Annotated in this window: 30 protein-coding genes and 1 pseudogene; 4 read left to right on the top strand and 27 right to left on the bottom strand. The window is 45.4% G+C overall.

Features of this window, described 5'->3' with window-relative positions; genetic code table 11:
• Nucleotides 1-12: 12 nt before the first annotated feature.
• The 16 genes and pseudogenes from ACQCVE_RS05605 to ACQCVE_RS05530 all read right to left on the bottom strand — a co-directional run bounded on the left by ACQCVE_RS05605 (nucleotide 13) and on the right by ACQCVE_RS05530 (nucleotide 12018).
• A complete protein-coding gene (locus tag ACQCVE_RS05605) occupies nucleotides 13-552 on the bottom strand; it encodes a F0F1 ATP synthase subunit delta (RefSeq protein ID WP_426843077.1) in 540 nt (179 codons plus the stop codon).
• Entirely contained in the window at nucleotides 549-1073 is a 525-nt protein-coding gene (atpF, locus tag ACQCVE_RS05600; protein WP_426843078.1) for a F0F1 ATP synthase subunit B, read from the bottom strand. Before atpF ends, ACQCVE_RS05605 begins: the two co-directional genes overlap by 4 nt.
• A gap of 154 nt (nucleotides 1074-1227) precedes the next feature.
• On the bottom strand, nucleotides 1228-1446 hold the full coding sequence (atpE, locus tag ACQCVE_RS05595) for a F0F1 ATP synthase subunit C (RefSeq protein WP_426843079.1): 219 nt from the start codon (nucleotides 1444-1446) through the stop codon (nucleotides 1228-1230).
• Nucleotides 1447-1502: 56 nt separating this feature from the next.
• On the bottom strand, nucleotides 1503-2237 hold the full coding sequence (gene atpB / locus ACQCVE_RS05590) for a F0F1 ATP synthase subunit A (protein ID WP_426843080.1): 735 nt from the start codon (nucleotides 2235-2237) through the stop codon (nucleotides 1503-1505).
• Nucleotides 2238-2258: 21 nt separating this feature from the next.
• Entirely contained in the window at nucleotides 2259-2627 is a 369-nt protein-coding gene (locus ACQCVE_RS05585) for an ATP synthase subunit I (RefSeq protein WP_426843081.1), read from the bottom strand.
• 7 nt (nucleotides 2628-2634) lie between these two features.
• Complete coding sequence (locus ACQCVE_RS05580) at nucleotides 2635-2856, bottom strand: AtpZ/AtpI family protein (protein ID WP_426843083.1); 222 nt, start codon at nucleotides 2854-2856, stop codon at nucleotides 2635-2637.
• 191 nt (nucleotides 2857-3047) lie between these two features.
• The gene (locus ACQCVE_RS05575; RefSeq protein ID WP_426861994.1) at nucleotides 3048-5282 is read right to left on the bottom strand and encodes a S8 family serine peptidase; all 2235 of its coding nucleotides are present in this window, start codon (nucleotides 5280-5282) and stop codon (nucleotides 3048-3050) included.
• A 94-nt stretch (nucleotides 5283-5376) separates the two neighbouring features.
• Nucleotides 5377-6006, bottom strand: a complete 630-nt coding sequence (gene upp, locus ACQCVE_RS05570; protein ID WP_426843085.1) for a uracil phosphoribosyltransferase — start codon at nucleotides 6004-6006, stop codon at nucleotides 5377-5379.
• A gap of 156 nt (nucleotides 6007-6162) precedes the next feature.
• Nucleotides 6163-7395 (bottom strand): serine hydroxymethyltransferase, encoded by a 1233-nt coding sequence (gene glyA, locus ACQCVE_RS05565; protein WP_426861993.1) that lies wholly within the window; start codon nucleotides 7393-7395, stop codon nucleotides 6163-6165.
• A gap of 870 nt (nucleotides 7396-8265) precedes the next feature.
• Nucleotides 8266-9102, bottom strand: coding sequence for an NmrA family NAD(P)-binding protein (locus ACQCVE_RS05560; RefSeq protein ID WP_426861991.1), 837 nt, complete (start codon nucleotides 9100-9102; stop codon nucleotides 8266-8268).
• Nucleotide 9103: 1 nt separating this feature from the next.
• Nucleotides 9104-9544, bottom strand: coding sequence for a nuclear transport factor 2 family protein (locus tag ACQCVE_RS05555; RefSeq protein ID WP_426861989.1), 441 nt, complete (start codon nucleotides 9542-9544; stop codon nucleotides 9104-9106).
• A 58-nt stretch (nucleotides 9545-9602) separates the two neighbouring features.
• On the bottom strand, nucleotides 9603-10187 hold the full coding sequence (locus tag ACQCVE_RS05550; protein ID WP_426843089.1) for a TetR/AcrR family transcriptional regulator: 585 nt from the start codon (nucleotides 10185-10187) through the stop codon (nucleotides 9603-9605).
• A 146-nt stretch (nucleotides 10188-10333) separates the two neighbouring features.
• Nucleotides 10334-10463 (bottom strand): annotated as a pseudogene (locus tag ACQCVE_RS05545) (family 1 glycosylhydrolase); the annotation flags it as partial.
• 49 nt (nucleotides 10464-10512) lie between these two features.
• Nucleotides 10513-11085: a TIGR01440 family protein gene (locus ACQCVE_RS05540; RefSeq protein WP_426861988.1), complete on the bottom strand. Its 573-nt coding sequence runs from the start codon at nucleotides 11083-11085 to the stop codon at nucleotides 10513-10515.
• 16 nt (nucleotides 11086-11101) lie between these two features.
• Nucleotides 11102-11542, bottom strand: coding sequence for a ribose 5-phosphate isomerase B (rpiB, locus tag ACQCVE_RS05535; protein ID WP_426843091.1), 441 nt, complete (start codon nucleotides 11540-11542; stop codon nucleotides 11102-11104).
• Between the two features lie 20 nt (nucleotides 11543-11562).
• On the bottom strand, nucleotides 11563-12018 hold the full coding sequence (locus tag ACQCVE_RS05530; protein WP_426843092.1) for a low molecular weight protein arginine phosphatase: 456 nt from the start codon (nucleotides 12016-12018) through the stop codon (nucleotides 11563-11565).
• 313 nt (nucleotides 12019-12331) lie between these two features.
• Between ACQCVE_RS05530 and ACQCVE_RS05525 the strand changes: the two genes are divergently transcribed.
• Nucleotides 12332-12541 (top strand): hypothetical protein, encoded by a 210-nt coding sequence (locus tag ACQCVE_RS05525; protein ID WP_426861987.1) that lies wholly within the window; start codon nucleotides 12332-12334, stop codon nucleotides 12539-12541.
• 110 nt (nucleotides 12542-12651) lie between these two features.
• Here the strand turns inward: ACQCVE_RS05525 and ACQCVE_RS05520 are convergent, their stop codons facing one another.
• The 7 genes from ACQCVE_RS05520 to prfA form a co-directional block, all read right to left on the bottom strand.
• Nucleotides 12652-13212: a manganese efflux pump MntP family protein gene (locus ACQCVE_RS05520; protein ID WP_426843094.1), complete on the bottom strand. Its 561-nt coding sequence runs from the start codon at nucleotides 13210-13212 to the stop codon at nucleotides 12652-12654.
• Between the two features lie 61 nt (nucleotides 13213-13273).
• A complete protein-coding gene (locus ACQCVE_RS05515; RefSeq protein WP_426843095.1) occupies nucleotides 13274-14320 on the bottom strand; it encodes an L-threonylcarbamoyladenylate synthase in 1047 nt (348 codons plus the stop codon).
• A 180-nt stretch (nucleotides 14321-14500) separates the two neighbouring features.
• Nucleotides 14501-14944 (bottom strand): hypothetical protein, encoded by a 444-nt coding sequence (locus ACQCVE_RS05510; RefSeq protein WP_426843096.1) that lies wholly within the window; start codon nucleotides 14942-14944, stop codon nucleotides 14501-14503.
• Nucleotides 14945-15010: 66 nt separating this feature from the next.
• Nucleotides 15011-15667 carry a stage II sporulation protein R gene (gene spoIIR, locus ACQCVE_RS05505; protein WP_426861986.1) on the bottom strand — a complete coding sequence of 219 codons (657 nt, stop codon included), beginning with the start codon at nucleotides 15665-15667 and terminating at the stop codon, nucleotides 15011-15013.
• Nucleotides 15668-15748: 81 nt separating this feature from the next.
• Nucleotides 15749-16375, bottom strand: coding sequence for an NUDIX hydrolase (locus ACQCVE_RS05500; protein WP_426843098.1), 627 nt, complete (start codon nucleotides 16373-16375; stop codon nucleotides 15749-15751).
• A 24-nt stretch (nucleotides 16376-16399) separates the two neighbouring features.
• Complete coding sequence (prmC, locus tag ACQCVE_RS05495) at nucleotides 16400-17248, bottom strand: peptide chain release factor N(5)-glutamine methyltransferase (protein ID WP_426861984.1); 849 nt, start codon at nucleotides 17246-17248, stop codon at nucleotides 16400-16402.
• Complete coding sequence (gene prfA, locus ACQCVE_RS05490) at nucleotides 17248-18318, bottom strand: peptide chain release factor 1 (RefSeq protein WP_426843365.1); 1071 nt, start codon at nucleotides 18316-18318, stop codon at nucleotides 17248-17250. The genes prmC and prfA overlap by 1 nt, the downstream gene beginning before the upstream one ends.
• Before the next feature lie 354 nt (nucleotides 18319-18672).
• On the opposite strand from prfA, the gene ACQCVE_RS05485 reads away from it, so the two are divergent.
• The 3 genes from ACQCVE_RS05485 to ACQCVE_RS05475 all read left to right on the top strand — a co-directional run bounded on the left by ACQCVE_RS05485 (nucleotide 18673) and on the right by ACQCVE_RS05475 (nucleotide 20041).
• Nucleotides 18673-19008: a hypothetical protein gene (locus ACQCVE_RS05485; protein ID WP_426843100.1), complete on the top strand. Its 336-nt coding sequence runs from the start codon at nucleotides 18673-18675 to the stop codon at nucleotides 19006-19008.
• Nucleotides 19009-19020: 12 nt separating this feature from the next.
• Nucleotides 19021-19404, top strand: a complete 384-nt coding sequence (gloA2, locus tag ACQCVE_RS05480; RefSeq protein ID WP_426843101.1) for an SMU1112c/YaeR family gloxylase I-like metalloprotein — start codon at nucleotides 19021-19023, stop codon at nucleotides 19402-19404.
• Between the two features lie 121 nt (nucleotides 19405-19525).
• The gene (locus ACQCVE_RS05475) at nucleotides 19526-20041 is read left to right on the top strand and encodes a MerR family transcriptional regulator (protein WP_426861982.1); all 516 of its coding nucleotides are present in this window, start codon (nucleotides 19526-19528) and stop codon (nucleotides 20039-20041) included.
• A 497-nt stretch (nucleotides 20042-20538) separates the two neighbouring features.
• On the opposite strand, the gene ACQCVE_RS05470 is transcribed toward ACQCVE_RS05475, so the two are convergent.
• The 4 genes from ACQCVE_RS05470 to rpmE form a co-directional block, all read right to left on the bottom strand.
• Nucleotides 20539-22617 carry a hypothetical protein gene (locus tag ACQCVE_RS05470; RefSeq protein WP_426861980.1) on the bottom strand — a complete coding sequence of 693 codons (2079 nt, stop codon included), beginning with the start codon at nucleotides 22615-22617 and terminating at the stop codon, nucleotides 20539-20541.
• A 1454-nt stretch (nucleotides 22618-24071) separates the two neighbouring features.
• Nucleotides 24072-24851, bottom strand: a complete 780-nt coding sequence (locus ACQCVE_RS05465) for an AIM24 family protein (RefSeq protein ID WP_426861978.1) — start codon at nucleotides 24849-24851, stop codon at nucleotides 24072-24074.
• Between the two features lie 386 nt (nucleotides 24852-25237).
• Nucleotides 25238-25855: a thymidine kinase gene (locus tag ACQCVE_RS05460; protein ID WP_426843104.1), complete on the bottom strand. Its 618-nt coding sequence runs from the start codon at nucleotides 25853-25855 to the stop codon at nucleotides 25238-25240.
• A 197-nt stretch (nucleotides 25856-26052) separates the two neighbouring features.
• Nucleotides 26053-26253 carry a 50S ribosomal protein L31 gene (gene rpmE / locus ACQCVE_RS05455; RefSeq protein WP_426843105.1) on the bottom strand — a complete coding sequence of 67 codons (201 nt, stop codon included), beginning with the start codon at nucleotides 26251-26253 and terminating at the stop codon, nucleotides 26053-26055.
• Nucleotides 26254-26379 lie beyond the last annotated feature (126 nt).

Genomic DNA, 26379 nt, shown 5'->3' with positions numbered 1-26379 from the left:
CCTATCTGTGATCTATTTTGTAACGAGCTGTTTCTCGATCCGTGCAAGTTTGCCGCTTACGCTTCCGTCATAAATACGGTTGCCAATTCTCAGCTTTACTCCGCCGATCAGCGTTTGATCAATAACGTTATGAAGCTTCAGAGCAGTCTTTCCGATTCTTCCGGCAAAGCTTGCGGATAGTTCGGAGAGTTCCTGTTCGCTAAGCAGGCGTACGGAGTAGACGATTGCATTTTCTGTACCGCGTGCGTCATTCGCAAGTTTTGCAAACTCGTCCGCAATTTCAGGAATGCTGTCTGTCCGGTGCCGTTCCACAAGGATGCAGAACGTATTCAATACCTGACTGGTCAAGGAGCTGAAACCTTCCTTAATCAGATCTTTTTTCTTTCGCAAATCCATCTTTGGATGCTGAAGCAGAGCCATAAGCTTTGGGTTCTGCCGAAAAACTTCCTTCACCGTCATCAGATCATCTTCAAATTGATCAAGCATTTTAGTTTCCTTGGCAATTTCAAAAAGCGCTGATGCATATCGTTTGGAAACTGCGGGATTGCTCATCGGCTATCCCCTGCTTCTTTCAGGTAATCGCTGATCAGCTTTTCCTGTGCCTGTTCATTCAGCTCTTTTTCAATAACTTTGGAAGCGATCATAACGGATAGGGACGCAACCTGACTGCGCAGTGCTGCAACAGCCTGATCCTTTTCCTGTTCAATTTCTTTACGTGCAGATTCTTTAAGGCGCATTGCTTCGTTACGGGCTGTAGCAACGATTTCTTCCTTCTGCTGTTCGCCGATTTTCTTCGCATTTTCAATCAGGCCTTGTGCTTCCTGACGAGCCTGCTTCAGCAATTCGCGCTGTTCTTCAATCAATTTAGCAGCCTCAGTGTTTCTTTCTTCTGCTGAATTAATTTCGTTCGCAATGAATTCTTCGCGTTCCTTCATGATTCCAATAAGCGGCTTCCAGGCAAATTTCTTTAACAGCGCAAGAAGAATTAAAAACGCCAAGAGCTGGAACAAAATATCCCCGCCGTTAAAATGTCCTTCACCGGCAGCAGCACCTAATATAAATAAATTGGGCATTGCGTTAATTCACTCCCTCCAAGGGTTACATGATAAAAAGGATGTTTTATGGCTAGTTTGCGGACAAAAAAAAGAGACGGTCTTGCACATAAGAGAATGGCGAAGGTCTTTTATAAAGATGATCTTCGCCACTTCTTCTTATCTGCTGTGCCTCCTATTGGCCCATTACGATAAATGCAATAACAACCGCGATAATCGGAAGTGCCTCAACCAATGCGACACCAATGAACATTGTCGTTTGCAGCGTTCCGCGCAGTTCCGGCTGACGTGCAATCCCCTCAATTGTACGGCTGACAATCATTCCGTTACCGATACCTGCACCAAGTGCTCCCAAACCTACTGCGATTGCAGCTGCGATTACTCCTAAACTCATCTGTATGTCCTCCTTGTAATGGCTAAAATTTTATTTTATAAATCATAAATCTGCTGTTAGTGATCTGTGCTTACTTTGTGAGCCATGTAAACCATGGTCAGCATTACAAAAATAAATGCCTGAATTGCACCTACAAAGATACTGAATCCCTGCCATGCAAGCATTGGCACAATTGCAGTAACGGTGCCTACTATGCCTCCCATTAAACCATCGGCATACCCGCTTGTCGCCAGACCCGCAAGCAATGTGAGCAGGATTTCACCGGCATATATATTACCAAACAAACGCAAACCGAGAGTTAAAGTGTTGGCAAATTCTTCTATGATCTTAATAGGGAATAAAAATTTCATCGGCCTTACATATTCTCGCAGATATTCTCCTGTCCCCTTCATTTTAATGCCATAATAATGGGTCAGTGCGACAATCATTACGGCCAGGGTCATTGTAACGACTGGATCAGCGGTCGGAGATTTCCACCACAGGTTTCCATCAATGACAACTGAGAACGGAAGACCCAGCATATTCGACACGAATATGTACATGAGAATGGTCATCCCGAGAGTAAGGAACCGGCCGCCTGTTTTCCAGTCCATTGTACTGTTGATGATGTTTTTTACAAAATCCATAACCCATTCTATAAAATTCTGCGCCCCTGTCGGTCTAAGAGAAAGAGTGCGGGTAGCGGCGACAGCAATTACAAAAACAATGATACTGGACACTGTAATCATCATAAGGTTAGCCAGGTTGAAATACAGTCCCATAAACTCAACTACAGGTGCTCCATGATCCAATAATATTCACCTCTCTTCCAGCTATTTGCGTAAGTGTTGAACCATAAAATCTATCATAATAACAATGTATATTGTTATTAATCCAATAACTGCAGGAATCAGAGCTATATGTTCCGGATACCGCATCGCGATAAGCACAGCAAGGCCGGCTGCAGCCATTCTCGAGAGCATGCCCATCGAGCCCGTTCTGCCCCCGTGTTCAACTGCATCCGAAAACCGTTTTTGCCCTCTCAGCATCGTCCACAGATTAAATAGACCGAAGCCTGTTCCAATAATCAGACCCAGAAACACTTCTTTGTATTCAGTTAACCCCCAGCAGGCTGTATAAATTGCCAGAAGGTATAGTATGTATTTCAGATAACGCTGGAACATGGGATGCAGTTCAGACATGAAATGCTCAGTCTCCTGGAAAGTAGTGGCGGACTAGTTTCAGCATGCCGTAAATGCCTGCTGCCAGTCCTGAAAGAAGGCCAATGATTAAAAACAGCGGTGCCGTATGAAGGTAGCCGTCTAGCCATCTTCCGGCGAAAATCCCTACTAAAACTGATCCTACCAAATGTGATAGAATGCCAGACATAAGGGCCATCGCCTGCAACGGATGACGATTTTTACTGTTCATCGACAGCACCCCGCAATCACGGTTTTAAAGGTTTTTTTGAGGGAATGTTCTAGTAATTAGAAGGTTTTGAAAACCTTATCATTACCCTCGTATAGCATATCAATTGGCGCTGGGCTGTGTCAATGTGAATCCATGCTAAAAATTCACAAACCCATCAGCCCGGCACAAATTGTTCACATTTGCTGAAAAAATTAGTGTTGACTATGAAAATCGATTGTGATTACGGCTTCGATGATATCTTCGGAATTGCCTTTCTCCGCAAAAATGAGGGCTTTATAGGGCCCGTCGGGCACGTTTATTTCTTTCCTGCTCAGCACTTTTTTTAACCGGCCTTTTCCTGCATTTTTCACCCAGTCAAGATATCCAATAAAATGATACGATGCAGGGTCGTATAATGCAATGCCAATTTCATCCGCCCCGCCCGGCAGGTACAGTTCATACTGAAGAGTCTCCGGTTCATCACCCGGCTGCAGATCAAAGCCCATCAGCCTCGGATAATCCGGCTCATTCATCATAAAGAGATATGGAATGTCGATTTCTTCACGGCCGGCGTTCATCTTAAGCCACCCCTGGTGGGTTCCGTCAGCCAGGTGAATCGGCGTCCCTTCAAGGACGATTTCCACCTCCCTCGAGGATCGAGGCTGCACGTACTGGGTTTTAGGAAACCGCCATGTCAGACCGTCCGCTCTCCCGGGATAAATAAAGGAAAAACGCTGGACTTTCCCTGAATGATTAATCAGGTTCAGCCTGGCTTTGTGCACAGATCTGCGCTGCCCAGAAGAAAATTGTGAAAAAACAAGGGATCCGGGTACAGCCAATACTTCTGTGTTGACCGCTTTCCATACATCAATCCTCCCTGCCCCCTGCCCAATCGGTTCGTAAAGGGCGGCATGCCGGTCCATCAGCGGTTTTGCCGTGTTCATCAGTGCAGCCTTTATTTCCCCGGGGCTCCAGTCCGGATGGGCTTGCTTTACAAGGGCAGCCGCTCCTGCAACAAGCGGCGAGGCCATACTCGTCCCCTGCAGCTTTTTATATTGATTGCCGGGAATCGTGCTTAAAATCTCCACTCCAGGTGCTACAACATCCGGCTTTATCCCCCAGTTTCCTGTGACTGGCCCCCTTGAGCTGAAGCTTGCCAATGTATCCTGTTCATTCGTTTGAGAAATATCTGCCCGTTCGTGAAGAAGCTTCCGGAGCCTCAGCCCGTCTTCTTTGGAAATGGAAGCAGCCGGGATCGTGATGTTTTTCATATTGCCGGAGAAAGACCCCTTCTGATTGTTATGAACGAGAATTCCGGCAGCCCCCTTTTTCTGCGCTGCCAGCGCCATTTCAGTAAACGGTATTTTCCCTCTTTGAGCGATCACGAGCTTTCCTTTGCTGTCGGCCGGAAACTCTTTTTCCCTTCCAAACCCTGCATACACCATTCCGGCAGAGCGGATGGTTTTCCATTGCGCCGCCCCCTGAAAAGGAATCAGGCGGACAGGCTCCGGCATGCCGGATGTACGAAGTGTAAACGCCTTAATTGGCGGAGTGGAAGCCCCTACCGAAATCGCCTTCTCTGCTGTTCCGGGAGAGCCGAGCGTCCATTTCCCCGGACCTGAATTGCCGCCTGCCGCGACTGCAACAATGCCTTTTTCCACCGCTTTGTTTAACGCAAGACTCGTCGGCCAATCCGGTCCATTTACGTCATTTCCTAATGATAGGTTTAAAATATCCACCTTATCCTTTACGGCCCTGTCGATAGCGGCGATGATTTGTTCAGAGGTTCCCGTCCCCCCTGGCCCGAGTGCTCTGTAAATATAAAGGGATGCATCCGGTGCGATGCCTCTGATCTTGCCGTTTGCAGCAATTATGCCGGCTACATGGGTTCCATGCAATGTCGCCACATCCTCATCCCCCATCGTTTCCATCGGATCCCGGTCATCGTCTACGAGATCGTACCCGCCTGCATAATTTTTCCGCAAATCCGGATGGCGGTAATCCATTCCGGTGTCGATGACTCCTACCTTAATCCCTTTCCCGGTCAGGCGCTGATTCTCCCCGTCAAATAAACCTCTCACCCGGTCTCCCCCTACAAAAGCCACGTAATCTGCTGCTTCAGCTTTATAGGCAGCCACAGGTCCCAAATCTTCGACATACGGACGCGATGACAGCAAAGCCAGGTCTTCAGATGATCCTTCAATTGATGCACCTTTAAACACTTCGCTGTATTCCCGGCGGATTTCCACATTCCGAAAGTCCGTTTTCAGCTCGCTTTTAAACGCTTCCCACCGCTCAGGGGCAACAGCAAAAATTCGTCTCGCAGCCTTGTCCGGACGGTTCCGGTCAGGGAGAGGCGGTTTTTCAGGAAAGGTATAGGTGGCGGATGAGGCATGGGGAAGAAGGAGTGAAAACAGGATAAAAAAAGACATCATTCGTTTTTTCATGGGAACACCTCTTGTCCGTTAGCATTCTCCGGAAAGAGCGGTTTTATGACCGTAAAAAAGGCTCAGACTTTATTTTAAGTCTGAGCCTTGCTGATTATTTTGTTCCGAACATTCTGTCGCCTGCATCTCCGAGACCAGGGACAATGTATCCTTTTTCATTCAGCTTTTCGTCGAGGGCCGCGATAAAAATGTCCACATCCGGATGCACGAGCTTAAATTCTTCAACGCCCTCCGGAGCTGCGATTAAACACATGAATTTAATGTTTTTTGCACCGCGTTTTTTAAGGCTGTTGATCGCTTCGATTGCCGATCCGCCAGTAGCAAGCATCGGATCCACTACGATGAAATCACGCTCTTCCACATCGGAAGGAAGCTTTGCATAGTATTCAACGGGCTTGAGTGTTTCAGGATCACGGTAAAGGCCGACGTGCCCTACCTTCGCTGCCGGGATGAGCTTAAGAATCCCGTCAACCATCCCAAGGCCTGCGCGCAGTATCGGAATGATCGCCAATTTTTTTCCGCCAAGCACGTTAGATTTTGCAATCGTGACCGGTGTTTCCACTTCTACTTCTTCCAAAGGAAGGTCACGGGTAATTTCGAAGGCCATCAGGGTCGCCACTTCATCTACCAGTTCACGGAAATCCTTCGTTCCTGTTTTTACATCTCTTATGTACGTAAGCTTATGCTGAATTAACGGGTGATCAAAAACGTATACTTTCCCCAAACCGCTCAACTCCTTATCAATATCTCGTACCTGTTTCATCGCACTTCCATTGATTCTACAGAAAAAGGGCAAGGGTTTCAAGAGGAAGGTTTTTATGAAAAAGCTGGAAAAGGAGCAGCCGCATCAGCTGCTCCCTTCCTGTCCGAACCGGATCCTTCAGTAAAGCGGAAATCTGGAGGTAAGAGCCTCAACGCGTTCCGCTGCTTCTTTCTGCTTTTCCTCATCTTCGCTGTTGTTTAATGCAAGAGCAATAATCGAAGCGATTTCGTCCATTGCTTCCAGCCCAAAGCCGCGTGTCGTTACAGCGGCTGTTCCAATTCTAATGCCGCTTGTTACAAACGGGCTTTCCGGATCGAATGGAATCGTGTTTTTGTTTGTTGTTATGCCGATCTCATCCAGAATTTTTTCTGCGGTTTTGCCCGTCAGGCTGAGTGACCGGACATCAAGAAGAACGAGATGATTGTCCGTACCGCCGGATACGAGATTCATACCTTCTTTAACAAGGGACTCACCAAGGCGTTTCGCGTTCTCAATGATTTTTTCGCCGTATTCTTTGAATTCCGGCTGCAGGGCTTCTCCGAAAGCAACAGCTTTAGCCGCGATGACATGCATAAGCGGACCGCCCTGAATTCCAGGAAAGATGGATTTATCAATCTTTTTAGCAAATTCTTCTTTACAAAGAATCATTCCTCCACGAGGACCGCGAAGTGTCTTGTGAGTCGTTGTCGTTACGAAATCCGCGTAAGGGACGGGGTTCGAATGAAGCCCTACTGCTACAAGACCCGCAATATGAGCCATATCCACCATGAAGTATGCACCCACTTCATCCGCAATCTCACGGAACTTCTGGAAGTCGATTTCGCGCGGGTACGCACTTGCACCTGCAACGATCAGCTTCGGCTTGTGCTCAAGCGCCTTCTGGCGAACATCTTCATAGTTGATGCGGTGCGTTTCTTCGTCTACTCCGTATTCCACAAAGTTGTACTGAACACCGCTGAAATTAACGGGGCTGCCGTGGGTAAGGTGGCCGCCGTGGGAAAGATTCATACCAAGTACTGTATCTCCATGCTCCAGGATGGTAAAGTAAACGGCCATGTTTGCCTGGGCACCGGAATGCGGCTGAACGTTTGCATGCTCAGCACCGAAGATTTCCTTCGCGCGGTCGCGCGCAATATTCTCAACGATATCCACGTACTCACAGCCTCCGTAATAGCGTTTACCCGGATAGCCTTCTGCATATTTGTTCGTCAGCACAGAACCTTGCGCTTCCATTACCGCTTCACTTACAAAGTTCTCAGATGCAATGAGCTCGATCTTCGTCTGCTGCCGTTTTAGCTCCTGCTGCATCGCTTCAAATACGGATAGATCCTGCTTCTGCAAAAATGTCATGTTTATATCCCCCTTGATTGGACAGTAGTGGCTTGCTTATATGCTCCTATTTTACACACATTCTGAACGAAATGTAAAAGACAATCGGCTGATTTTTGAAAAAATAGAGCTAATACCGAACTATAGAGAGTTGATTGAAAGAGATTGTTCGAAATAAGGGGGATGGCGGAAAGCAGGGAATTATTGAAGGAGCAGTTTTGGCAAAGGGGGGCTATATGAATTGGACAGATTCGTGAGCGAAACGGACAAATCATCTGGGGGAATGGACAAATAGAATCGATCAGATTCGTGAGAGGAACGCATTAAATAAGGCGGTATAATCCCAAATAAAATGGAACGGTTTTTGGCGCTTTAACAGGTTTTCTGCCCAGAACTTCAATTAATCCCGCCGTTTCCACCCCTTCCCCGGCCAAAACTAACCACTTTTCACTCTGCTATATCATTCAAGTTAAGCCTATGGGAGGCCTGCTGTTATATGTAATGCTCTTCGGTTGATTAACAGAAAAATGAAAGAGGCTGAGACAAAAGTATTTTAGCTAAAGGTAAACCCGAACTATTAGCTGAGATTTTTACAAAATCTTTCGTCTAAAAGTTCGGGTCTTTATTTGTTGTTAATAGATTTGTGGAACTTACACATATTCTTTAAAAACTAGTGGAATGGAGCGGAGGACACTCGACTCCTACGGGAAATAGAGGAAAGGCTGAGACCCCGCAGGCGAAGCCGAGGAGGCTCAGCTTCCTCCCCGTGGAAAGCGAGTGGCCGTAGCGCAATGAAACGATCTTGTTTTTATTGCTGACGAATTAAAAAATACCAGCATAATATTCGTCTTTAAGCATGGTTAATTTAGTTATGTCCCATCCTCTCCAGTATTACCCCCAGGCCTCTCTATGGGCGCCAGCAAATTCACTTAAACTAACCGGCTTCTTCCCAGTGACCGTTTCAACTGTATTGGTAACACGGTCTTCTGCACCGTTTGAAATCTTTTCTTCCAGTCCTGTCATAAAAGCGGCATACTCTGGTGTTAAGCCTCCTTGAACCATAGCCTGCTCATACTGGCTAAGAGGAAGGTTTCCGTATTGAATGGGGGTGCCGGCTGCATGGCCGATGATCGAGACAGCTTCTGAATAGCTCAAGCTCTCCGGACCGGTAATGATGTGGCTCGTGTTATGCGGCTCTTGATCGATCAATGCACGAACGCCAACTTCCGCAATGTCATCTGCACTGACAAAACCGATTTTTCCATCACCGGCTGCCGACCAAAGCTTGTTTTCTGATTTAATGGTGTGAAGGTGGTGAGGGGCCAGGAAATTCTCCATAAAATAAGAAGGACGGAGAATGGCATATTCAGGTGCCAGCTGCTTGACAGCGAGCTGCAGCTTCCCAAACACTTGACCGTCATCAGAGACGATGGCCGCACCGAGCATGACCACCCGTTTCACTCCGGAATTCAAAGCTTTCTTCAAAAAAGGCAGAACGGCAGGCAGCGGATCAAGCACACCGACCGGTGCAACCAGGTACAATTTTTCAATCCCGTTAAATAGTTCAGCAGGACATTGCCCGCTGTGCCAGTCGAAAGGCACATGCTCTGCACCAGCAAGCCTGGGAACCGATCTGCTGGCAATGCGGATAGAATAGCCGCGTTCCAGAAGCTTGGAAGCAATGCGGCTTCCTGTTGTGCCGGTTCCGCCAGTAAGTAAAATAGTCATGCTATTGACTCCTTTTTAGAAATTTTAGAAATGCCTGAGGTTCATTATTGTAAGCGCCAATAAAGATAAGCGGATTCCAGTAATCTTTGTAACGAAGGATTTTTCCTTCCTCATACTCAATGACACTAATATATTTTTGGTTGTAAGGCAGTCCTGTTTCCAGAATCACTGCTTCGCATTCAAACTCCACGATTACTGTATTTTGGCCTTCGACTGGGTAGTAGTTCGGCTCAGAAAAATGGGTGAAATTCATTTTTTCGGGAAAATCATTCACATGATTGTAGATGGCATCAATCCCTTCCAGTTTTGTTAAAACACCAGAAGGGGCATAGGGAATTTCAAATACGGCGTCTTTATGCCAGATTGTCATCCACTGTTCAATATTGTTTTCCAGCATGTCTTGAAAAAATTGATCCATGATCTTTACGTATTCATTCATCATCATTGCAGCTCCTTTTTTGACTGATTAGTCCAAAATAAGTGAAAGAAAAGCCTCCTATTCAATCCAGAACAGACAGGCTGACTTTCGCATAGCTTTCCAGTGCATCAAAGCTTTTGTTCGTTTTCGCAATAAAGGTAAGGGACAGTCTTGATTGATTCAGGTAGCGGGCAAGGTTTCTTAAATCACCGTGCCGATTTGTGAACTCACCCTCTTGCTTTCCGCGCAAAAGAGCATCATAAAAGGCATCTTCAAGCAGCAGCGACTGCCTGCTGAAGTATTCGGCAAGCTCTTTCTGAAAAGGAAGCTGTTCGACTGCACTATTGATAATGTAGCAGGCGGCAGAACTTTCCGGGTCCTTCAAAGCCCTGATACCTTCAGCAAAAATATCATGGACAGCTTCTTTAACTGAACCCGCTTCACTCAGTCTTTGGACAACCAGCTGATTTTTCGCCTCCAAATACGCTTTGACGGCGGAAAGGAAAAGGTCCTTTTTCGTGCCAAACGTGTCGTATAAACTTTGCCGGCCAATCTCCAAATGCTTGAGCAGCTCTGGAAGCGAGGCACCTTGATAGCCCAGCTGCCCAAACACTTCAGCCGCTTTGCGCAAAACAGTGACCGTATCAAATTCTTTGCTTCTTGCCAATTGCATTCCCCCCTTCAAGTACAGATTATCCTTTTTGGACTGATTAGTCAAATAATAATATTGAGAAGGAAAAGGGACCAACAAAATAAAAAACAGGGAGACAACGCTCTCTGCTTCAACATGTTATCCCAAGGCCCCGCCATTCTCTCAATACCTTTTTTATACCACTGAAGAGAATCCTTCTTACAGCGCTTCTTGGACCCGTTGCCCTCACTAACACGGTCCACATAAACCAAACCGTACCGCTTTTATAAAGGAAACAATGTCGATGATACCCCCGAACATTTCATAACGCAAAAAGAACCGCCTCGCAGAGCGGTTCTTCCTATTTGCAGGATTCATTTTCATTTGCCGTTTCATAAACGGCACGGACCCCGCCAATCAGCTTCGGACGCGTTTTAGCCATGGTAACATGGGCGTGTCCGATTTGGCTGAGGGTGCTTCGGACCGGAACGGCGACGTGCTTCAGATGCATGCCGATGAAGGTATCTCCGATGTCGAGGCCGGCGTCTGCTTTTATATGTTCGACGACAGCTGGATTGGCCATGGATTTAAAGGCATGCGCCGCCATGGCTCCGCCGGCTTTCCTGACCGGGATGACGGTGACGGTCTCGAGGCCGTGCTTTTCGGCTGCCGTTTTTTCTACAACCAGTGCCCGGTTCAGATGTTCACAGCATTGAAAAGCAAGGAAAATTTCGTGTTTTTTGCTAAACCGGGAGAGTTCTTCAAAAATCATGGCTGCGGCATCAAAGGTTCCGGATGTACCGATTTTTTCGCCAATGATTTCACTCGTGCTGCAGCCGATGACGAATAGGCTGTTTTTTTCAAAGGTGATTTGGCTTTCGAGGTCATCCAGGATTGTTTGGAGTTCGGAGCGCCATACTTGGACTTCTTCCATGTTGGTTCACCTCTTGTTAGTTGTTTTCGTATTGCCCGATTTTACCGATGCGGTTCGCGTGCCTTCCGCCTTCAAAATTGGATTGCAGCCATGTTTTGGCGATGTCGCGGGCAAGCCCCGGACCGATGACACGCTCACCCATGGCGAGGACGTTGCTGTCGTTATGCTCGCGTGTGAGCCTTGCACTGTATACGTCATGGACAAGGGCGCAGCGTATACCTTTTACTTTGTTTGCTGCAATGCTCATGCCGATGCCGGTCCCGCAGATCAGGATGCCTCTGTCGGCTTCTCCCGATGCGACTTTTTCGGCAACAGGAACTGCGTAATCAGGGTAGTCAACTGATTGATTGCACTCGCAGCCAAGGTCTTCATAGGAAATGCCCATTTCATCCATAAGGGATTTGATTTCTTCGCGGATTTTCATTCCGCCGTGATCTGATGCGATTGCAACTTTCATTATGCTGCCTCCAGGTTCAGTTAGTTTTCCAGTTTTTCAAGAAGAAGCTTCATCATGTTTTCCAATTCGTCTCTCGTGGCCCGGTACATTTCCTGGGGGCCTCCGTAAGGATCAGTGACATCTCTTTGTTCGGAATCGCTGTGGACAAATTCGGACAGGGTCCAGATTTTATTTTGAGATAGCGGAAACCGCTCAAGCATGAGCTGCTTGTGACTGGCTGTCATGGTGAAAATATGTGTAGCCCAATCGACGCTTTCCTCACTCAGCAGGGTGGAACAATGATTGAAGGCGATCCCTTTTTCTAAAAGGACATCTTTTGTATAACGCGAAGCATCGCTTCCATCCATTGCAAAAACCCCGGCTGATCTCACCTTTATTTCTTCCGACCGCTTCATAAACTGCATAAGCGCTTCGGCCATCGGGCTTCTGCATGTATTGCCTGTGCAAACAAAAAGGACATTCGGCACCGCTTCCACTCCTCTGCTTTCGTCTCGCTATTTATCGCTGCTCCCGATTCTCGGGTGATTAATAATCGTAATTATCTATATTGTACTACTAACTGGACAGAGGACCAAGTCCTCCAAACCGGTTTGGGGTAGATTCAGGGATCTGAATCAAGGATCAGAAAAAACCACTCACCCCAAGCTCATCTTAGACTACTTTAAGAACTCTCTGTAAATGTTTGCACCGCATTGGATTATAATAGAATAAGAAGCTTGTCCATTTCATTTTTTTCTCATACATAAGCGAATTCAACCTGTTTCTTATCATGAAGGAGGAACCCCCACTATGCTTTTTAAAAAATCAGCAGGACCATACATCCTTTTAACTCTGCTATTCATTGCTCTGCTGGCATTGCTGCTGACGGCTATCCAACGTTATTTTCATTCCTCTGAAATCAATCTATTAACAGAAAAAGCAGAGGAGCAAAACCTTGAATATGAGTTGGTTATTCATAACCAATTGACTAACTCCTACAGTTTCACTATTACGGAGTAAGTAAGCTTCCCGGGCTGCTGCAGACACTCGCTTATCCAAAAGCCCTAAAACAAGTGAAAGAGCCGCATCCTCTCTAAAGGATACGGCTCTTTCTCCGTTCGGCAAGCCTTCTACAAAGGAAGCAAAAGCTTGACCCCAAAGGCTAAAAGGATGGTTCCTCCCAATATTTCGCTATAATTGCCAAGCCACCCCTGCACCCTTTTGCCGATGATGAGTCCGGACCATGTAAGCACCATGCTGACGATGCCGAACATCAAAATGGCAAGCATCGTCCTTGCGCCGTATATCCCGAGCGTCAAGCCGACAGAGAAGCTGTCCAGGCTTACACTTAGGGCAAATAAGAGCAGGCCGAATCCCACTGGGGTGATGAGGGGAGCTTCTTCTTTTTTAAAGGAGGCGATCACCATTTGAATGCCGAGAAGAATGAGGAGCCCTCCTCCTGCATAGGCAGCAATCGCACCCAGTTTATCGGATAACAGCTTGCCGAGTCCCATGCCGGCGAGCGGCATCGCGATATGAAAAAGACCGATGACCAAGCCGATGAAAAAAATTTGCCGGAGTCTCAGGGAAATCATGCCCATTCCCAAGCCGACAGAGAAGGCATCCATTCCCAGTGCAAAGGCCATCATAAAAAGGGTTAGAATCTCCCCGATTAACGCTTCTAAACTCATGTATTCCCTCCTCGGACATGCCTGTTTCAGCATATGTCTGTCCAATGAGGGTTAGAACGGGTTATTCGATGGTTACCCGGTGTCCGGCGGCTTTCTTCAGCCGATTCATGACCGCCTGTCCGACGCCGTCCTCCGGAAACGCTTCGCTGTAGATGAGATCAAGCTCCCTGTTTTGATTAAAGCGGCGGAGAACACTGTACAGGTTGGCAGCGATGGTTTCAGGGCTTGCCAGGCTGCCGCAGGCAATGATTTCATCTGCATGGAGCACCTGTTTGTTTTCTTCCGTGGTTAATATGCCTACCTTTTTCCCTTCTGCCATTGCCTCATCGGCGAGACTCTGGAGAAAGGACAGCGAGCCTTTTACGATTGTCAGCGGAGCATTCGGAGCATAATGGGTGTATTTCATGCCAGGGGATTTGGGCGCTTGTGTTTGATCCGTCAACGCCTCGTCCATGGCCACTGGTCCGATCACCTCTTCAAGCTGTTCCTTCGTGATGCCGCCGGGTCTTAAAATGACCGGGACTTGTTTCGTACAATCCAGGACAGTAGACTCTACTCCGACCCCTGTAGGCCCTCCATCCACAATTCCGGCAATTCTTCCGTCCAGGTCCTGAGCGACATGCTCCGCTTCTGTCGGGCTTGGTTTGCCTGAAAGATTTGCACTTGGGGCCGCAATCGGCACGCCGGATTGTTCAATCAGTGCGAGGGCAATCGGATGATCCGGCATACGGATTGCTACCGTTGATAAACCGGCTGTTACGCGTGAAGAGAGCATTCCTTCTTTTACAGGCAAAATAACAGTAAGCGCGCCTGGCCAGAACATGCTCATAATTTTCATGGCATAGGCGGGGATTTCCCTTACAAGCTCTACCGCCTGTTTATGATTGGATACATGAACAATAAGAGGGTTATCCCCAGGTCTTCCTTTTGCTTTATATATTTTTTCAACGGCTTCATCCGAACCTGCATTGGCTCCAAGTCCATATACAGTCTCAGTCGGAAAAGCAACGGTTTCATTGTTGGCAAGCAATTCAGCTGCTTGAATAACTTGTGGATAAAGCTTGGATGAGTCCAGGTTTTTATCCACAGTCCAGTGAATCGTATCCATTTTTATCTGACTCCTTATTTACCTTGTCTTTAAGGCTTTCCCAACTAGTCTACCACCGACTGTCCCTAAGTAAAAGCGGGGAACAGCAATAAGCTTTATCCACAAAATGTGGATAAAGCTTCATTTTCAGTGGATAAGTATGTTGATAAAGTAATTTGACCTATATTTTTCATGAATTTTTCAGGTATTCTTAACCATAACGGCTGAGCCCTCTGCTGCAATGGATGTCTGGACATGCTTGGAATTCCGGAGCACTTCGGGAAGTTCTGTCTCCGCAGCCTGCTGAAATCCGATAAGTCTCAGGAATTCGATTGAGCCGGCGCCGCCTGCAATAAGATAATAATGTTTGAGCTTTTTTTTCCGGCCAACCTCATGAATGCTCTTAAAGAGCGATAGAATGTAAGCCTGGTCCAGCTTGTCCGATACAACTAAAGATCGAAGAAGCCCGATTTCGCCAAACACTTCAAGCCCGATGCAGGCGGCTACGTTGTGATCGGCATCTGTCATCATAACGAACTGGTCTATTTTTTCTTCTATTCCCGCAGCATTGGACCCCGCTGCTTCCACAAACTCTATCAAACGGCCGGCATCGGCTGCTTCCGCTAATTTGAGCTGATAAAACATCGTTCCACCCCATTGTCCTTTGTTACTCCCAATGTATGCGGAAAACTCTCAAATATGCGGAAAGGTTTATGAAAACAGCCCGCCCAGCCATTCAGCCAGAAAGAATTTCACTTCAGGCTCTGCATTTTCCCTGCTCTCTGACGTTACTTCGGCGAGCTTCTTCTCTTCCTGCTCTGCTTCTTTTTCCTGGGCTTCTACCGCCTCTCCGGTTGAAAAGTCCAGAAAGCATAGCGGAGGGAAAAGAACACACCACCAGTTCGCGCCTTCTCCATTCCCGAGGGTGATGAGGATCGCCTCATAGTCTCCTGCCGGATAAATGAACTCTCCGTACAGCTTTGTCGGGAAGTGGACGCTGCTGCCGTATTCTACTTGAATGCTTTGGCTGACTCCTTCTTTTTCCATCACTTTTCTGGCGATGCTCTCTACCGTTTCCATCTTAGAGCGGATCAATTCCCTCGCATCTTCAATAGAAGAAAGATCCTTTACCCATTTCGTAACCTCTTTGTTCACTTCATCTCTTATTTTCAATTTTAAAGCCTGATCCTGCGGTCCATCACTGTTTGCGAGGATTCTCAGGCGGATGGCCTCCTCCGGAATAACGACCGGTCCGTTCTGCTCTGCCGCCTCCGCTCTCTGGGCACCTGCCGGCTGCTGCTGCGTATTTAAAAGCGCTCCCGCTGTCATAATCAATAAATAAATGATAGCCAATGTTTGTTTTTTCATTTCTCCTCAACCATCCCTTCTCTAGCAACAGTATGGCCGGGAGAGAAAAAACCTAAACATGGAATTTCTAAAACTATGAATCTATTCTTGTGAGAGTGACCGTATTTCCTTAAAAAGCTTTTTATAGTAGCCCGCTGCATGGGGAACGAACGCAGCTTTGCCGGCCCATTCCTCAAACGCCGTTCTCTTCCCTGAGATGTCTTCCCGAAAACCGGTGACGCGCACCCGGCTTCCGCCTCCGAGAATCATTTCTTCATAGTCAGCCAGGTTCGCTTTGACCACACCCGCCACTTCTTCCTTCTGCAGAGAAAATTCCCGGATAGGAGCTGCAGCCAAGTAAACATAGACATGGGCGAGCTCTTTATCGATGATCTCCCCGCTTCCCCCGGTCCAGGGAATCACTCCGAGAGGATGCAATTCATGGAAACAAACGCTTAAGCCCAATTCTTCCTTCACTTCTCTAATCCCATCCGCCGCTGTCTCGCCGGCAAGCAGATGGCCGGCAGCGGTAATGTCGTAAAGCGAAGGATAGTCCTTTTTCAATGGGCTCCGAAGCTGAAAGTACAGATCGATTCCGTCTTCAGACCGCTCCGCAATCCAGCAGTGGAACGTCTCATGCCAGAACCCCTTCTTATGAACTTCCTGCCTTGACGCCGTGCCAATCGGACGGCCCTTGACGTCAAAAATTCTCAGAAGCTCCTGATCCATCTTCTTTCTCCTCCCCCGGCCCCTCTATATTTCCGCAAATACCATCCGATCTTTGCCATTGATGTCCCAAACGACTTCAACTTTTGCTTCCGGAAAGGCTTTTCGCAGCAGATCCGCCACTGCTTCCCCCTGGCCTGCACCAATTTCAAAAGCAGCCAGTCCCGGCTTGCTCATAAGGGCCGGCATGCCGGCGCAGAGCCTCCGGTAGAAATCAAGCCCATCTTTTCCCCCTGCGAGCGCCCTTACCGGTTCATGATCCTTCACCACTTCTGACAGCTTTACAATGTCTTCGTCCGGTATGTAAGGAGGGTTGGAAACGATAAGATCAAACGTCTGGCCAAAAAGCGGCTCAAGCAGATCGCCATGAAGGAACTGGACATCTGCTCCGTTTGCAGCGGCATTCCTGGCCGCCACTTCCAGTGATTGCTCAGCGATATCTGTTCCGGTCACGGTCAAATTTTTCAATTCCAGGGCGAGCGTGATGGCAATGGCCCCTGATCCGGTTCCGATATCTGCCGCAGCCAGCGGCTTATCTTCCGGCAGATGGGATTGAACTCTTTTTTTTAAGCCCTCAATCAATTCCTCTGTTTCGGGTCTTGGAATCAGTACTTCCTTATTTACTTCGAACTTTCGTCCGTAAAATTCTTCATATCCGGTTAAGTGCTGAACCGGAACACCTTCTGAATGCTTTTTCACATCCGATTGAAAGGCTTCCAGTATATCTCCGCTGACTTCCATGCGAAAATTAGCCAGCAGCGAGGACCTGTTCATCTGAAGGTGGTGCCTTAACAGCCATTCCCCCGCATTTTCATCCCTGTCCGCATCCGTTAAAAAAAGAGAAGCCCATTTAAGGGCTTCAAATACAGTTGTCATCAAATATCCGCCTGTTCCAGCCTGCTGGACTGATCCTCAACGATGAGAGCTTCGATGACTTCATCAAGCTTTCCTTCAAGGATTTGGTCAAGCTTTTGAATGGTCAGACCGATGCGGTGGTCTGTGACACGGTTTTGAGGAAAATTATAGGTGCGGATCCGTTCAGAACGGTCCCCGGAGCCTACGGCAAGCTTTCGGTTTTGATCGTACTCAGCCTGGGCTTCACGCTGGAATTTATCATAGACGCGGGCACGCAGTACCTTCATCGCCTTTTCTTTGTTTTTAATCTGGGATTTTTCATCCTGGCAGCTTACAACGGTCATCGTCGGAAGGTGAGTCAAACGAACCGCTGACATGGTTGTATTGACACTTTGCCCTCCTGGTCCGCTTGAAGCAAACGTGTCGACACGAATATCCTTTTCATGGATCTCCACTTCGACTTCCTCTGCTTCAGGCAGGCACGCAACCGTAGCGGTTGATGTATGGATCCGCCCGCCGGATTCTGTTTCAGGCACCCGCTGTACACGGTGTGCACCGTTTTCAAACTTCATTTTGGAATAAGCGCCCTTACCGGTGAGCATAAAGATAATTTCTTTATAGCCGCCTACCCCTGTTGAGTTCGCTTCCATTACTTCCGTTTTCCAGCCCTGAGCCTCCGCAAAACGGCTGTACATCCGGTATAAGTCTCCTGCGAACAGAGCCGCTTCATCCCCGCCGGCTGCACCCCGAATCTCCATGATTACGTTCTTATCATCATTCGGATCCTTCGGAACGAGCAGGAGCTTCAATTTGTCATTGAGCGCCGTTTCCTGTTCCTGAAGCTCGGACAGCTCTTCTTTAACCATTTCGCGCATATCCGCATCAAGCTTTTCATCAAGCATCGCTTTCGCATCCGCTATTTGCTCTCTTACCGCTTTGTATTCTCTGTATGCTTCCACTGTATCAGACAGATCAGACTGTTCTTTTGAATATTCTCTCAGCTTTTTGGTGTCACTGATAATATCAGGATCCATCAGGAGCTGATTTAATTTTTCATAACGTTCTTCAACCGCTTGCAAACGATCTAACACGTTCTTCACCTCTGGAGTTTCCTAGCTAATACATTCAGCCGGTCTAATTTTAACCCCCGCACTGGATGAACCGTAAAACCGCCTCTTTATAGCGTGGCGATGCGTTCAGCTGCAGGGAGACGAAATGAACCCCCATAGCTGGAAGTCTCATTTTATCCATAACATTCTAATTATAGTACAGGAAGGGCAAACAATCAAAAGCAATTTCATATGGTAAAGTATAGAGAGAAAACAAGGGAACGCGGCTGATGACAGGATTGCTGCAGCCATTTTGCTCATCGCTGCTCATTTCATCACCGCTTTTATAACGGCGATTCTTATTGCCGGAAAAATGATCATAAAGGGGAGCTGGACATGTCATTTAAAAGTCTTTACATTTATCTTGTGCTGTTCGCGACACTGATGATGTCAATTGGAGGCTCAGTCGGGGTCTTTATGTCCGCAGCAGACTATGTTTCCCCTCCCTCCTATTACCAAAGCTTCAGCGACTTTAAAACCATGAAGCAGGAAGATCCGCAAAACACGCGATCCGAGGCGGAAATCCGCAAGCAATACGAAGAAGCTGAAGAGAACGAAAAACAGCGGGCCCGGAGCCATGCGTTAAACGGCATCATAAAAAGTCTTGGATGGATTGTCATTCCATATCCAGTCTTTCTATATTTCCAGCGCCAAGTCCGCAAAAAAGAATAAAAGGAGATTCGTATGCTGACCAATATCCATCATATCGCCATTATTTGCTCTAACTATGAACGTTCCAAAGCTTTTTATATTGATATTCTCGGCTGCCGGGTCATCCAGGAAACCTTCCGGGAAGAGAGAAATTCTTACAAACTCGATCTCAGCGTAGGCAGCAGCGGGCAAATTGAACTGTTCTCTTTTCCAGATCCGCCTCCCCGCCCGACTCAGCCTGAAGCACAGGGCTTGAGGCACCTCGCCTTCTCCACAGACAACCTGGACGAAGCAGTAAGAAAACTTGCCGGGTACGGGGTTGAATGTGAACCGGTCCGGATGGATGAGCTCACCGGAAAACGATTCACCTTCTTCAAAGATCCGGATGACTTGCCACTCGAGCTTTACGAAAGCTAATTCGACAATCATTCCCGCATTCCCACTACCTTTGCCGAACAGGTTCTTCTTTTGTCTACCGGAAAGGAGAAAGGGGAAAAGAAGCGAATTCCTTCTTATCAATAGATAGGGGGAATGTCTGATGAACACTGCCGCCGTTGCTAAAGAGCTTGGGGTTTCTACGAAAACTGTACAGCGCTGGGTAAAACAGCTGGAGCTGCCAATGGAGCGCAACGAGCTTGGACACTATCATTTCCGGGAAGAGGATCTAAATACATTGAAAGGCGTAAAGGAACAGCTTCACAGCGGTGTCCTCCTTCAGGATATTAAAGCAGAAACCGCACCGCACGCTGCCCCTCCCGAAGCCGAAGCAGTCCCCGTTTCAAACAGTGCCGGCCCCCGGGCTGCCGAGCTTGAAGACCGCCTGAACCTGATGGAGCAAAAATTAAACCATAAAGCAGATGCCGTCGTTTCCTACCAGCTTCTCCAGCACCGCAGAGAGATGGAGGAACTGAATAAAAAGATCCATAAACTCGAGCAAACGATTGATATCCTCTTTGCCCAGCTTCCCGAAGCCAATCCGGAGCCCGTCCTCATGTTCGAAAATCAAAAGCTGAATAAACGCAAAGGGCTGTTGAAGTCGATCTTTAGTTTGTAGGGTTGGATTGGGGTTTGGCGGGGATTTTGGTGTTTGACGGATGGAGTTTGGTGTTGGTGCCTGAGCTTTAGTATAGCAGGGGAAAGCGGGGACTGGCCAAGGTGCCAGTCCCCTGCTGCTTCACCGCAGTGAGGGACAGAGACCCGCGTCTCAAACCCGCTGCGGTGCAAGGGATTGGCGAGAAGGTGCCGGAGCTTTAGTGCTTTAGCAGAGTTGGGGTCAGGCGCAGGGCCTGACCCCACATGCTTCACTGGAACGTATCTAAATGAGGTTTTCCAATGCTCCAATCATGTATTCTTCATTGGCAAGTAAAAGCTCTTCGACCAATTCCGCAGTGATAATAAACTTGACCTTATAGCCATTCTTAATCATTTCAATACCTAGCCGAGAATTAGTGAGTTTTTGTCCAAAGTTTGGGGTTAATCCGCTATTTCAATATATAGAAATAAACCCGACAAATTAGTTAGACTGTTTAGGCCGCATCATTCATTTCTTGACTAGATATTAGCTTTTTCCTCTTTTATTATCTCAAACTTTTCCCATCGATTTCCACAATATTTACAGCGGTAATCAATTTGATATTTTGTGGTCGTAAATACTCTACTAGTTTCATATTTTCGACCTGTATTATTCCCATTACTATCTTTAAATTCCTTTTCTACATTAAACAACTCATCTCTGCTATCAACCTCATATTGTCCTACTAGTTTACGTGCATGTGCTTTATGACAGACTGGACACGCTCTCTTTCTTCCCCTAATCCATTTAAATAATACAAACACCGCAATTAGCACTATCAAAACTATATGTTGTATGATAAATAATCCTAGCGGAATAAGAATCATCGTTCCTAAAACTAACCACAACCATTTCCGAGTAATTTCTTTTGTCTTTTTTTCAACCAGTAAAAGAATTAAGGTAATAATCACCATTCCCAAATAACAAACTCCATATATAACAATACCTTTTATAATTTGTCCTAACTGATCTGCTGTCACCTGGTATGGAATAAGTCCTATTCTTCTAATTCCTTCTTCGGAGTAATACACCTTATAAGTAGCAACTGGAATAATAGTTCCGATAACAATAACTCCTGTTAATATTGACATAGTTATTTTCTTCACACCAGAAATATTAATGATATATAATATGTGTATTAGGAAGAGTGACACTATAATTGCCAATTCAACAGCCTTAAAAACTCCACTTTGAAAATATAAATTATTTAAAGGCTCTACTCTTACATATGAAGAATATCCATTCAAAGAAACAAAAATAAAAAAAAGAACTAGTGAATAAATAATCGCAGTAGACTGTGCTGTAAAAATGAGAATTTCGTTAATTGAAACAATTGGTTCCTTTCTTATTCCCTTTGACAAATTTTTCAACGTGTTATATTGATTCTTATATTGTTGTACAATTCTACCCAACAAACCTGTCTCTTTTGTTTCCTTACTATTATTCTTGTGAATATCATGCTCATTGTTATGATTATTACTTGTTTCACTGTTCTCTGTTTTGTTATTTAAAATCTCTGATTCTTTTAAATAATTTTCATGCCTTAAGTTATTAATATATTCAATAATCACTTCATTGTCTTTTAGTTTTGTATTAATATCTAGAACCATATCTAATCCCCGTAAAACAATATACCTTATAATATTATTCAAACATTGAGGCATTTCCTTTTTCAAAGGCAACACATGTGTAAATGAATGATCATTGAAAAAACTTATTGAATCATTATCTTTTAGTTCTACTTTTGATGTATCTTCAATATAACAACGACAAGAATAAAGTAAATTATAGTTTCTAAAGTACCACCTAAAATTATCATCGAGTATGCCTTCTTGTGCCCTTAACTTCAAATCCAGCATAGTAAGGTCCCAATAATCTCTTATTCTTTTATCGCTTCCTCTTATACTATTGTATGTGAGTGGTACTAAAGTGAAATTCCCAATTGAATGTGATATTTTTGCGAAAACTTCAAACTTTACCCAAATATCTCTATCCTCATCTTGTAAGTGTTTCATCCAATTATCAATTTGTTCAAGAAAATATAAATATTTATGCGTTTCTCTTATTTTATAAGCAAGTTCCTTATTCAATTGATATCTATCGAGATAATTTTGTTCCCAATTAGGTTCAATATATTCTAGTATCCCTCTCATAAACTGATTAAACGTTGTTGCGAACGAATTGACTGTATCAGATTCTAATTTAATTGTGTCATTAATAGTAAATTCTCTATACTTATTGTATGTAACATTTTCAACATTCGGACTAATTAATTGTAATAAAAACTCTTTCACCAATTCTGTGGTATCACCATCAAACCTTGTCGTATAGAGGTTCATGCTCGTTGCAATTTTATAACGTAGTAAATTTTTCAAATCTTGTCCATCTACATATTCCAATGATATTCCAAAATACTTCAAAGTGCTCCAATTTGCAATTTTGCTTTCATCTAAGACAGCCAGCTTTTTTACATCAAAAAAAAGATACTCTGTTACTTCAGCCCATGATGAGTACTGGTTTAATTGTTTAATTCCGTTGATAAATTTATGCTCGTTCAATAATATTCCTTCCTTCATATTGATATTTAAATGGTGTACTGCACGAGTTATCCAGCAAATGTTATATAAGTTACTGTGTCATCAAGAGTTCGAAAAAAGAAGGAATGTGCATATAAATTGTCTCCATTCTCATTAAAATATTGTATTTGTTCATCTGGGTTTTCTACCCAATCAAGTCCCAAGTCTATATCTTCAGATATTCCCTTTCTGAACTGTCTTTTACTTTACAATCCAGAGAACCCCAATCAATTAAGTGGTTATCCTCTATTTTTAACTTTTATACCCAAGCACCATCAGGTTCCGAAGATTTTAGATTGTTTTCACTAATAGGAATTGCGTTGTATTCTTTTATTGTATTTTTACAGCTTCATACTCTCTATTTTCTAGAGATTCTTGTATTTGGTCTAGAATTTCCTGTTCAGATTTTTCTTGGTTTTGTTCTATATTTTCTGTATGTGGGTCTATTACTTGAAAATAATTACCTTTTTCTTTAAATACTACGTATCCTGCCACCTTCTAAAATATTTTTTTCATACCTTATGTTTTAATTTTTATCTGATTCATTTCATAAACTTAAACATTAATTAAAAAACTAATTTAACGAATTTTCATAATTCTAGTCCTTAGTCTCCCAACCATTTTGAGGTATGAAAAAAGGAGTACCTTCTCAAATTCTTGAATAATGTAAGTGATCAAACCGACATTTATGTAAAGAAAGAGGTTGTCCCCAATGTCTATTATACGACAAGGAATTTTGTTTGACATACACGTTTTTTATGATATGAATCCATCAAAGCGATTTGAAGCTATTTTTCTGCCATTGACATTGAACCGATTGTTTTTGCAATTTCTAACAAGTCTGTCTACGAAGCTCCTACTGAGTTAAACTATGCTGCTATGACTTACGCTTTGGTCGAGCGTATTCATCAAGGGATTCCCTCTTTCTCACGTCTAATCGGTAAACTGAACGAATCACAAATTCTTGAAAAAGAGCGATGGTAAAAATGAATTTCGGTTTGGGTTTAAAGCCCATTTAGTCGTTGACCCACCCAGCATTTTTACAAATATTACTTACATTCTAATCCCATACTTTTTTAATAGTTAAACCTATACTGTTTTAATTTTTATAGTAATGGAAAGAGTGTATCCAGTTACACTAGACCACTATGATACATCTTTTTTATCAACACTTTAATAATATTTATAGGTAATCACTATGATCGTTTATTAAATTTGGAATATATATACTGACAAGCTACATTGAAAAGGGTAACTCTCAGTTTCTGAGGGTTTCCTCTATCCAAATGGAAAAACCTCGTTTACTTATGATACGGCCCACCGCAAGCGGGGACAGAGACCTGCGTCTCAAACCCGCTGCGGGGCAAGGGATTGGCGAGAAGGTGCCGGAGCTTTAGTGCTTTAGCAGAGTTGGGGACAGGCGCCTTTCCCCGCTATTATCCCAGCAGCGGTCCTCTTGAGGTGGTTGGCGAGAGCCATACCTGGCCGGTACCGCGGAAGGTCTGCAAGTATCCTTCCCCGCTTGTGGCTGAACCGATGATGCCTTTGGCGGAGCGTTCCACGGTAAATTGGATGCCGCCCGTTCTTAAGATGGCAAAGTTTCCGTCTACTTTAAGGGTGTCGTTATTCAAGTCCACTTTTACGACAGCGTTTGCTGGCACCGGGCTGCTTAATACAATAATTCCTGAGCCGGTCAGCTTCGTCTGAAATAGGCCTTCTCCTCCTCTTGCTGCCGATGAGAGGTTCTTCATGGACTCAATGCCCACCTCCACCGTCGATTCACAGCAATAGAACATGCCTCTGTCGACGATGATGGAATCGCTGTCGATTTCAAGCATCAGAAAATGGCCGAAGCTCGGTTCGAGGAAAATGTCACCGGAACCGTTGTATTTTGGTTTAACCCCTGATTCGTTTGTCAGGACATTGCTTGCGAATTTTTTCATCATGCCTTTTGCCCCGCCAAGAGAGTTGTCCATTTCGATGCTGCCGAGCATGTAGTGAAGGGCGCCGGCTTCTGTCGTAATGCTGCCGTTTCTCAGTTCGATGGCGATTTGGCGAAGCCCCATGCCAAGCTTCTTCGCATAGTACATATCTGTGGGAGAGGTCAGATAGGTGCTTCCATTCAGGTCATTAAACTCCACAATCTTAAATGTGGCATTCTGTGTTTCCAGCTGCTCAATTACACTGTAGACTTCCTGGTTATTTTGGACAATCACGGCTTCTCCTCCTATGTATGTGGTTCAGTATTAATCGTACCACATTTTGGATAAAGCTGTATAAATGACCTTTGCCGCTTAACAGGCTTGAAAAGGGGGTTCTTCAATTGAGAAGGCGGTATTACCTCCGTCCCCCGTTTCGATAAAGAATTGGGGGACGGAGACAGGAACGGTTTACCCTTACTCCCCCAACGCTTTTGAGCCCAGGGGGACAGAGCATGTTCAGTTGACATAATTGGGGACGGAGGTTTAACGCTTTAGCAGAGCGGGGGTCGGAGGCAACACAGGGGAGTGCGCATTCAAAAACTAAACCAAATCCTTACCAAAGCAAAAAAATGCACAGATCATGATCTGTGCATTTTTTGCTTTGGTAAGGAAGGCTTCGCTTAATTATGCGAAGCTTCACTTTCTTCTTTTTTAAAAGCCGGCTTGCCAGGCACCTCGTGATGGTGGCGGCAGCGCGGTTCGTAGGATTCGCTTGCTCCGACAAGAATGATGGGGTCCTGGTAGGCGGCTGGTTTGCCGTCAATGAGACGCTGTGTCCGGCTCGCGGGCGATCCGCAGACGGAACAGACGGCCTGGAGCTTCGTAACGGTCTCCGCAACGGCCATCAGGTCCGGCATGATGCCGAATGGCTCTCCGCGGAAATCCTGATCAAGTCCTGCTGCGATTACACGGTGGCCCCTGTCTGCAAGGGTTGTTACGACTTCCATTATGCCGGCGTCAAAAAACTGAATCTCATCAATGGCCACCACGTCCGTGTCTTCGTCGACCATGTTCAGAACGTCAGCTGAAGAAGGGACAGGGGAACAAATAATGGTGGTTCCATTATGGGATACGACTTCTTTCTCACTGTATCGGTTATCAATCGATGGCTTAAAAACGAGAACGTTTTGTTTCGCATATTGTGCGCGCCGCACTCTGCGGATCAGTTCTTCTGATTTTCCCGAAAACATGCTTCCGCATATGATTTCGAGCCAGCCGCTGAATTTCATCACATACATGCAAACGGCCTCTCCCTTCATTTGGCTGCTAGGCTGCCAAAACGCGGCACAGCCTTTTTCTCCGGTGCTTTTCCTTTGTTATTCTAAGCTGCAAGACCGTTTTACATGCCAATAGTCCCTATGTAAAACGTCTTTTTTCGTGAAAAAAACAGGCAAGTGTGAAGACTTGCCTGTTTTTGTTTCGATCTATTCCAAAATTACTTGATTCCGTATTTTTTATTGAAACGGTCAACACGTCCGCCGGCTTCAGCGAATTTTTGACGTCCAGTGTAGAATGGATGGCACTCGGAGCAAGTCTCGATGCGTACATCTTCTTTGACAGAACCTGTTTCAAATTCGTTACCGCAAGAACATTTAACCATAACTTTTTTGTAGTTAGGATGGATTCCAGCTTTCATTCTTTTCATCTCCTTCTGCCCTGCATTCTTACCGAATCCAGAGTTATCTTGTTCATAAGATGGAATTCATTTGAGTGAAATCATCTATCTGAACGGCATATGAAAAAATTATAACAGGGGTTCCTC

Origin of the sequence: Metabacillus sp. 113a (genome assembly GCF_050107635.1) — a bacterium.
Classification (GTDB): domain Bacteria; phylum Bacillota; class Bacilli; order Bacillales; family Bacillaceae; genus Metabacillus_B.
Note: the sequence above shows the minus strand (reverse complement) of the source record. Positions and strands in the feature narration are given on the sequence as shown.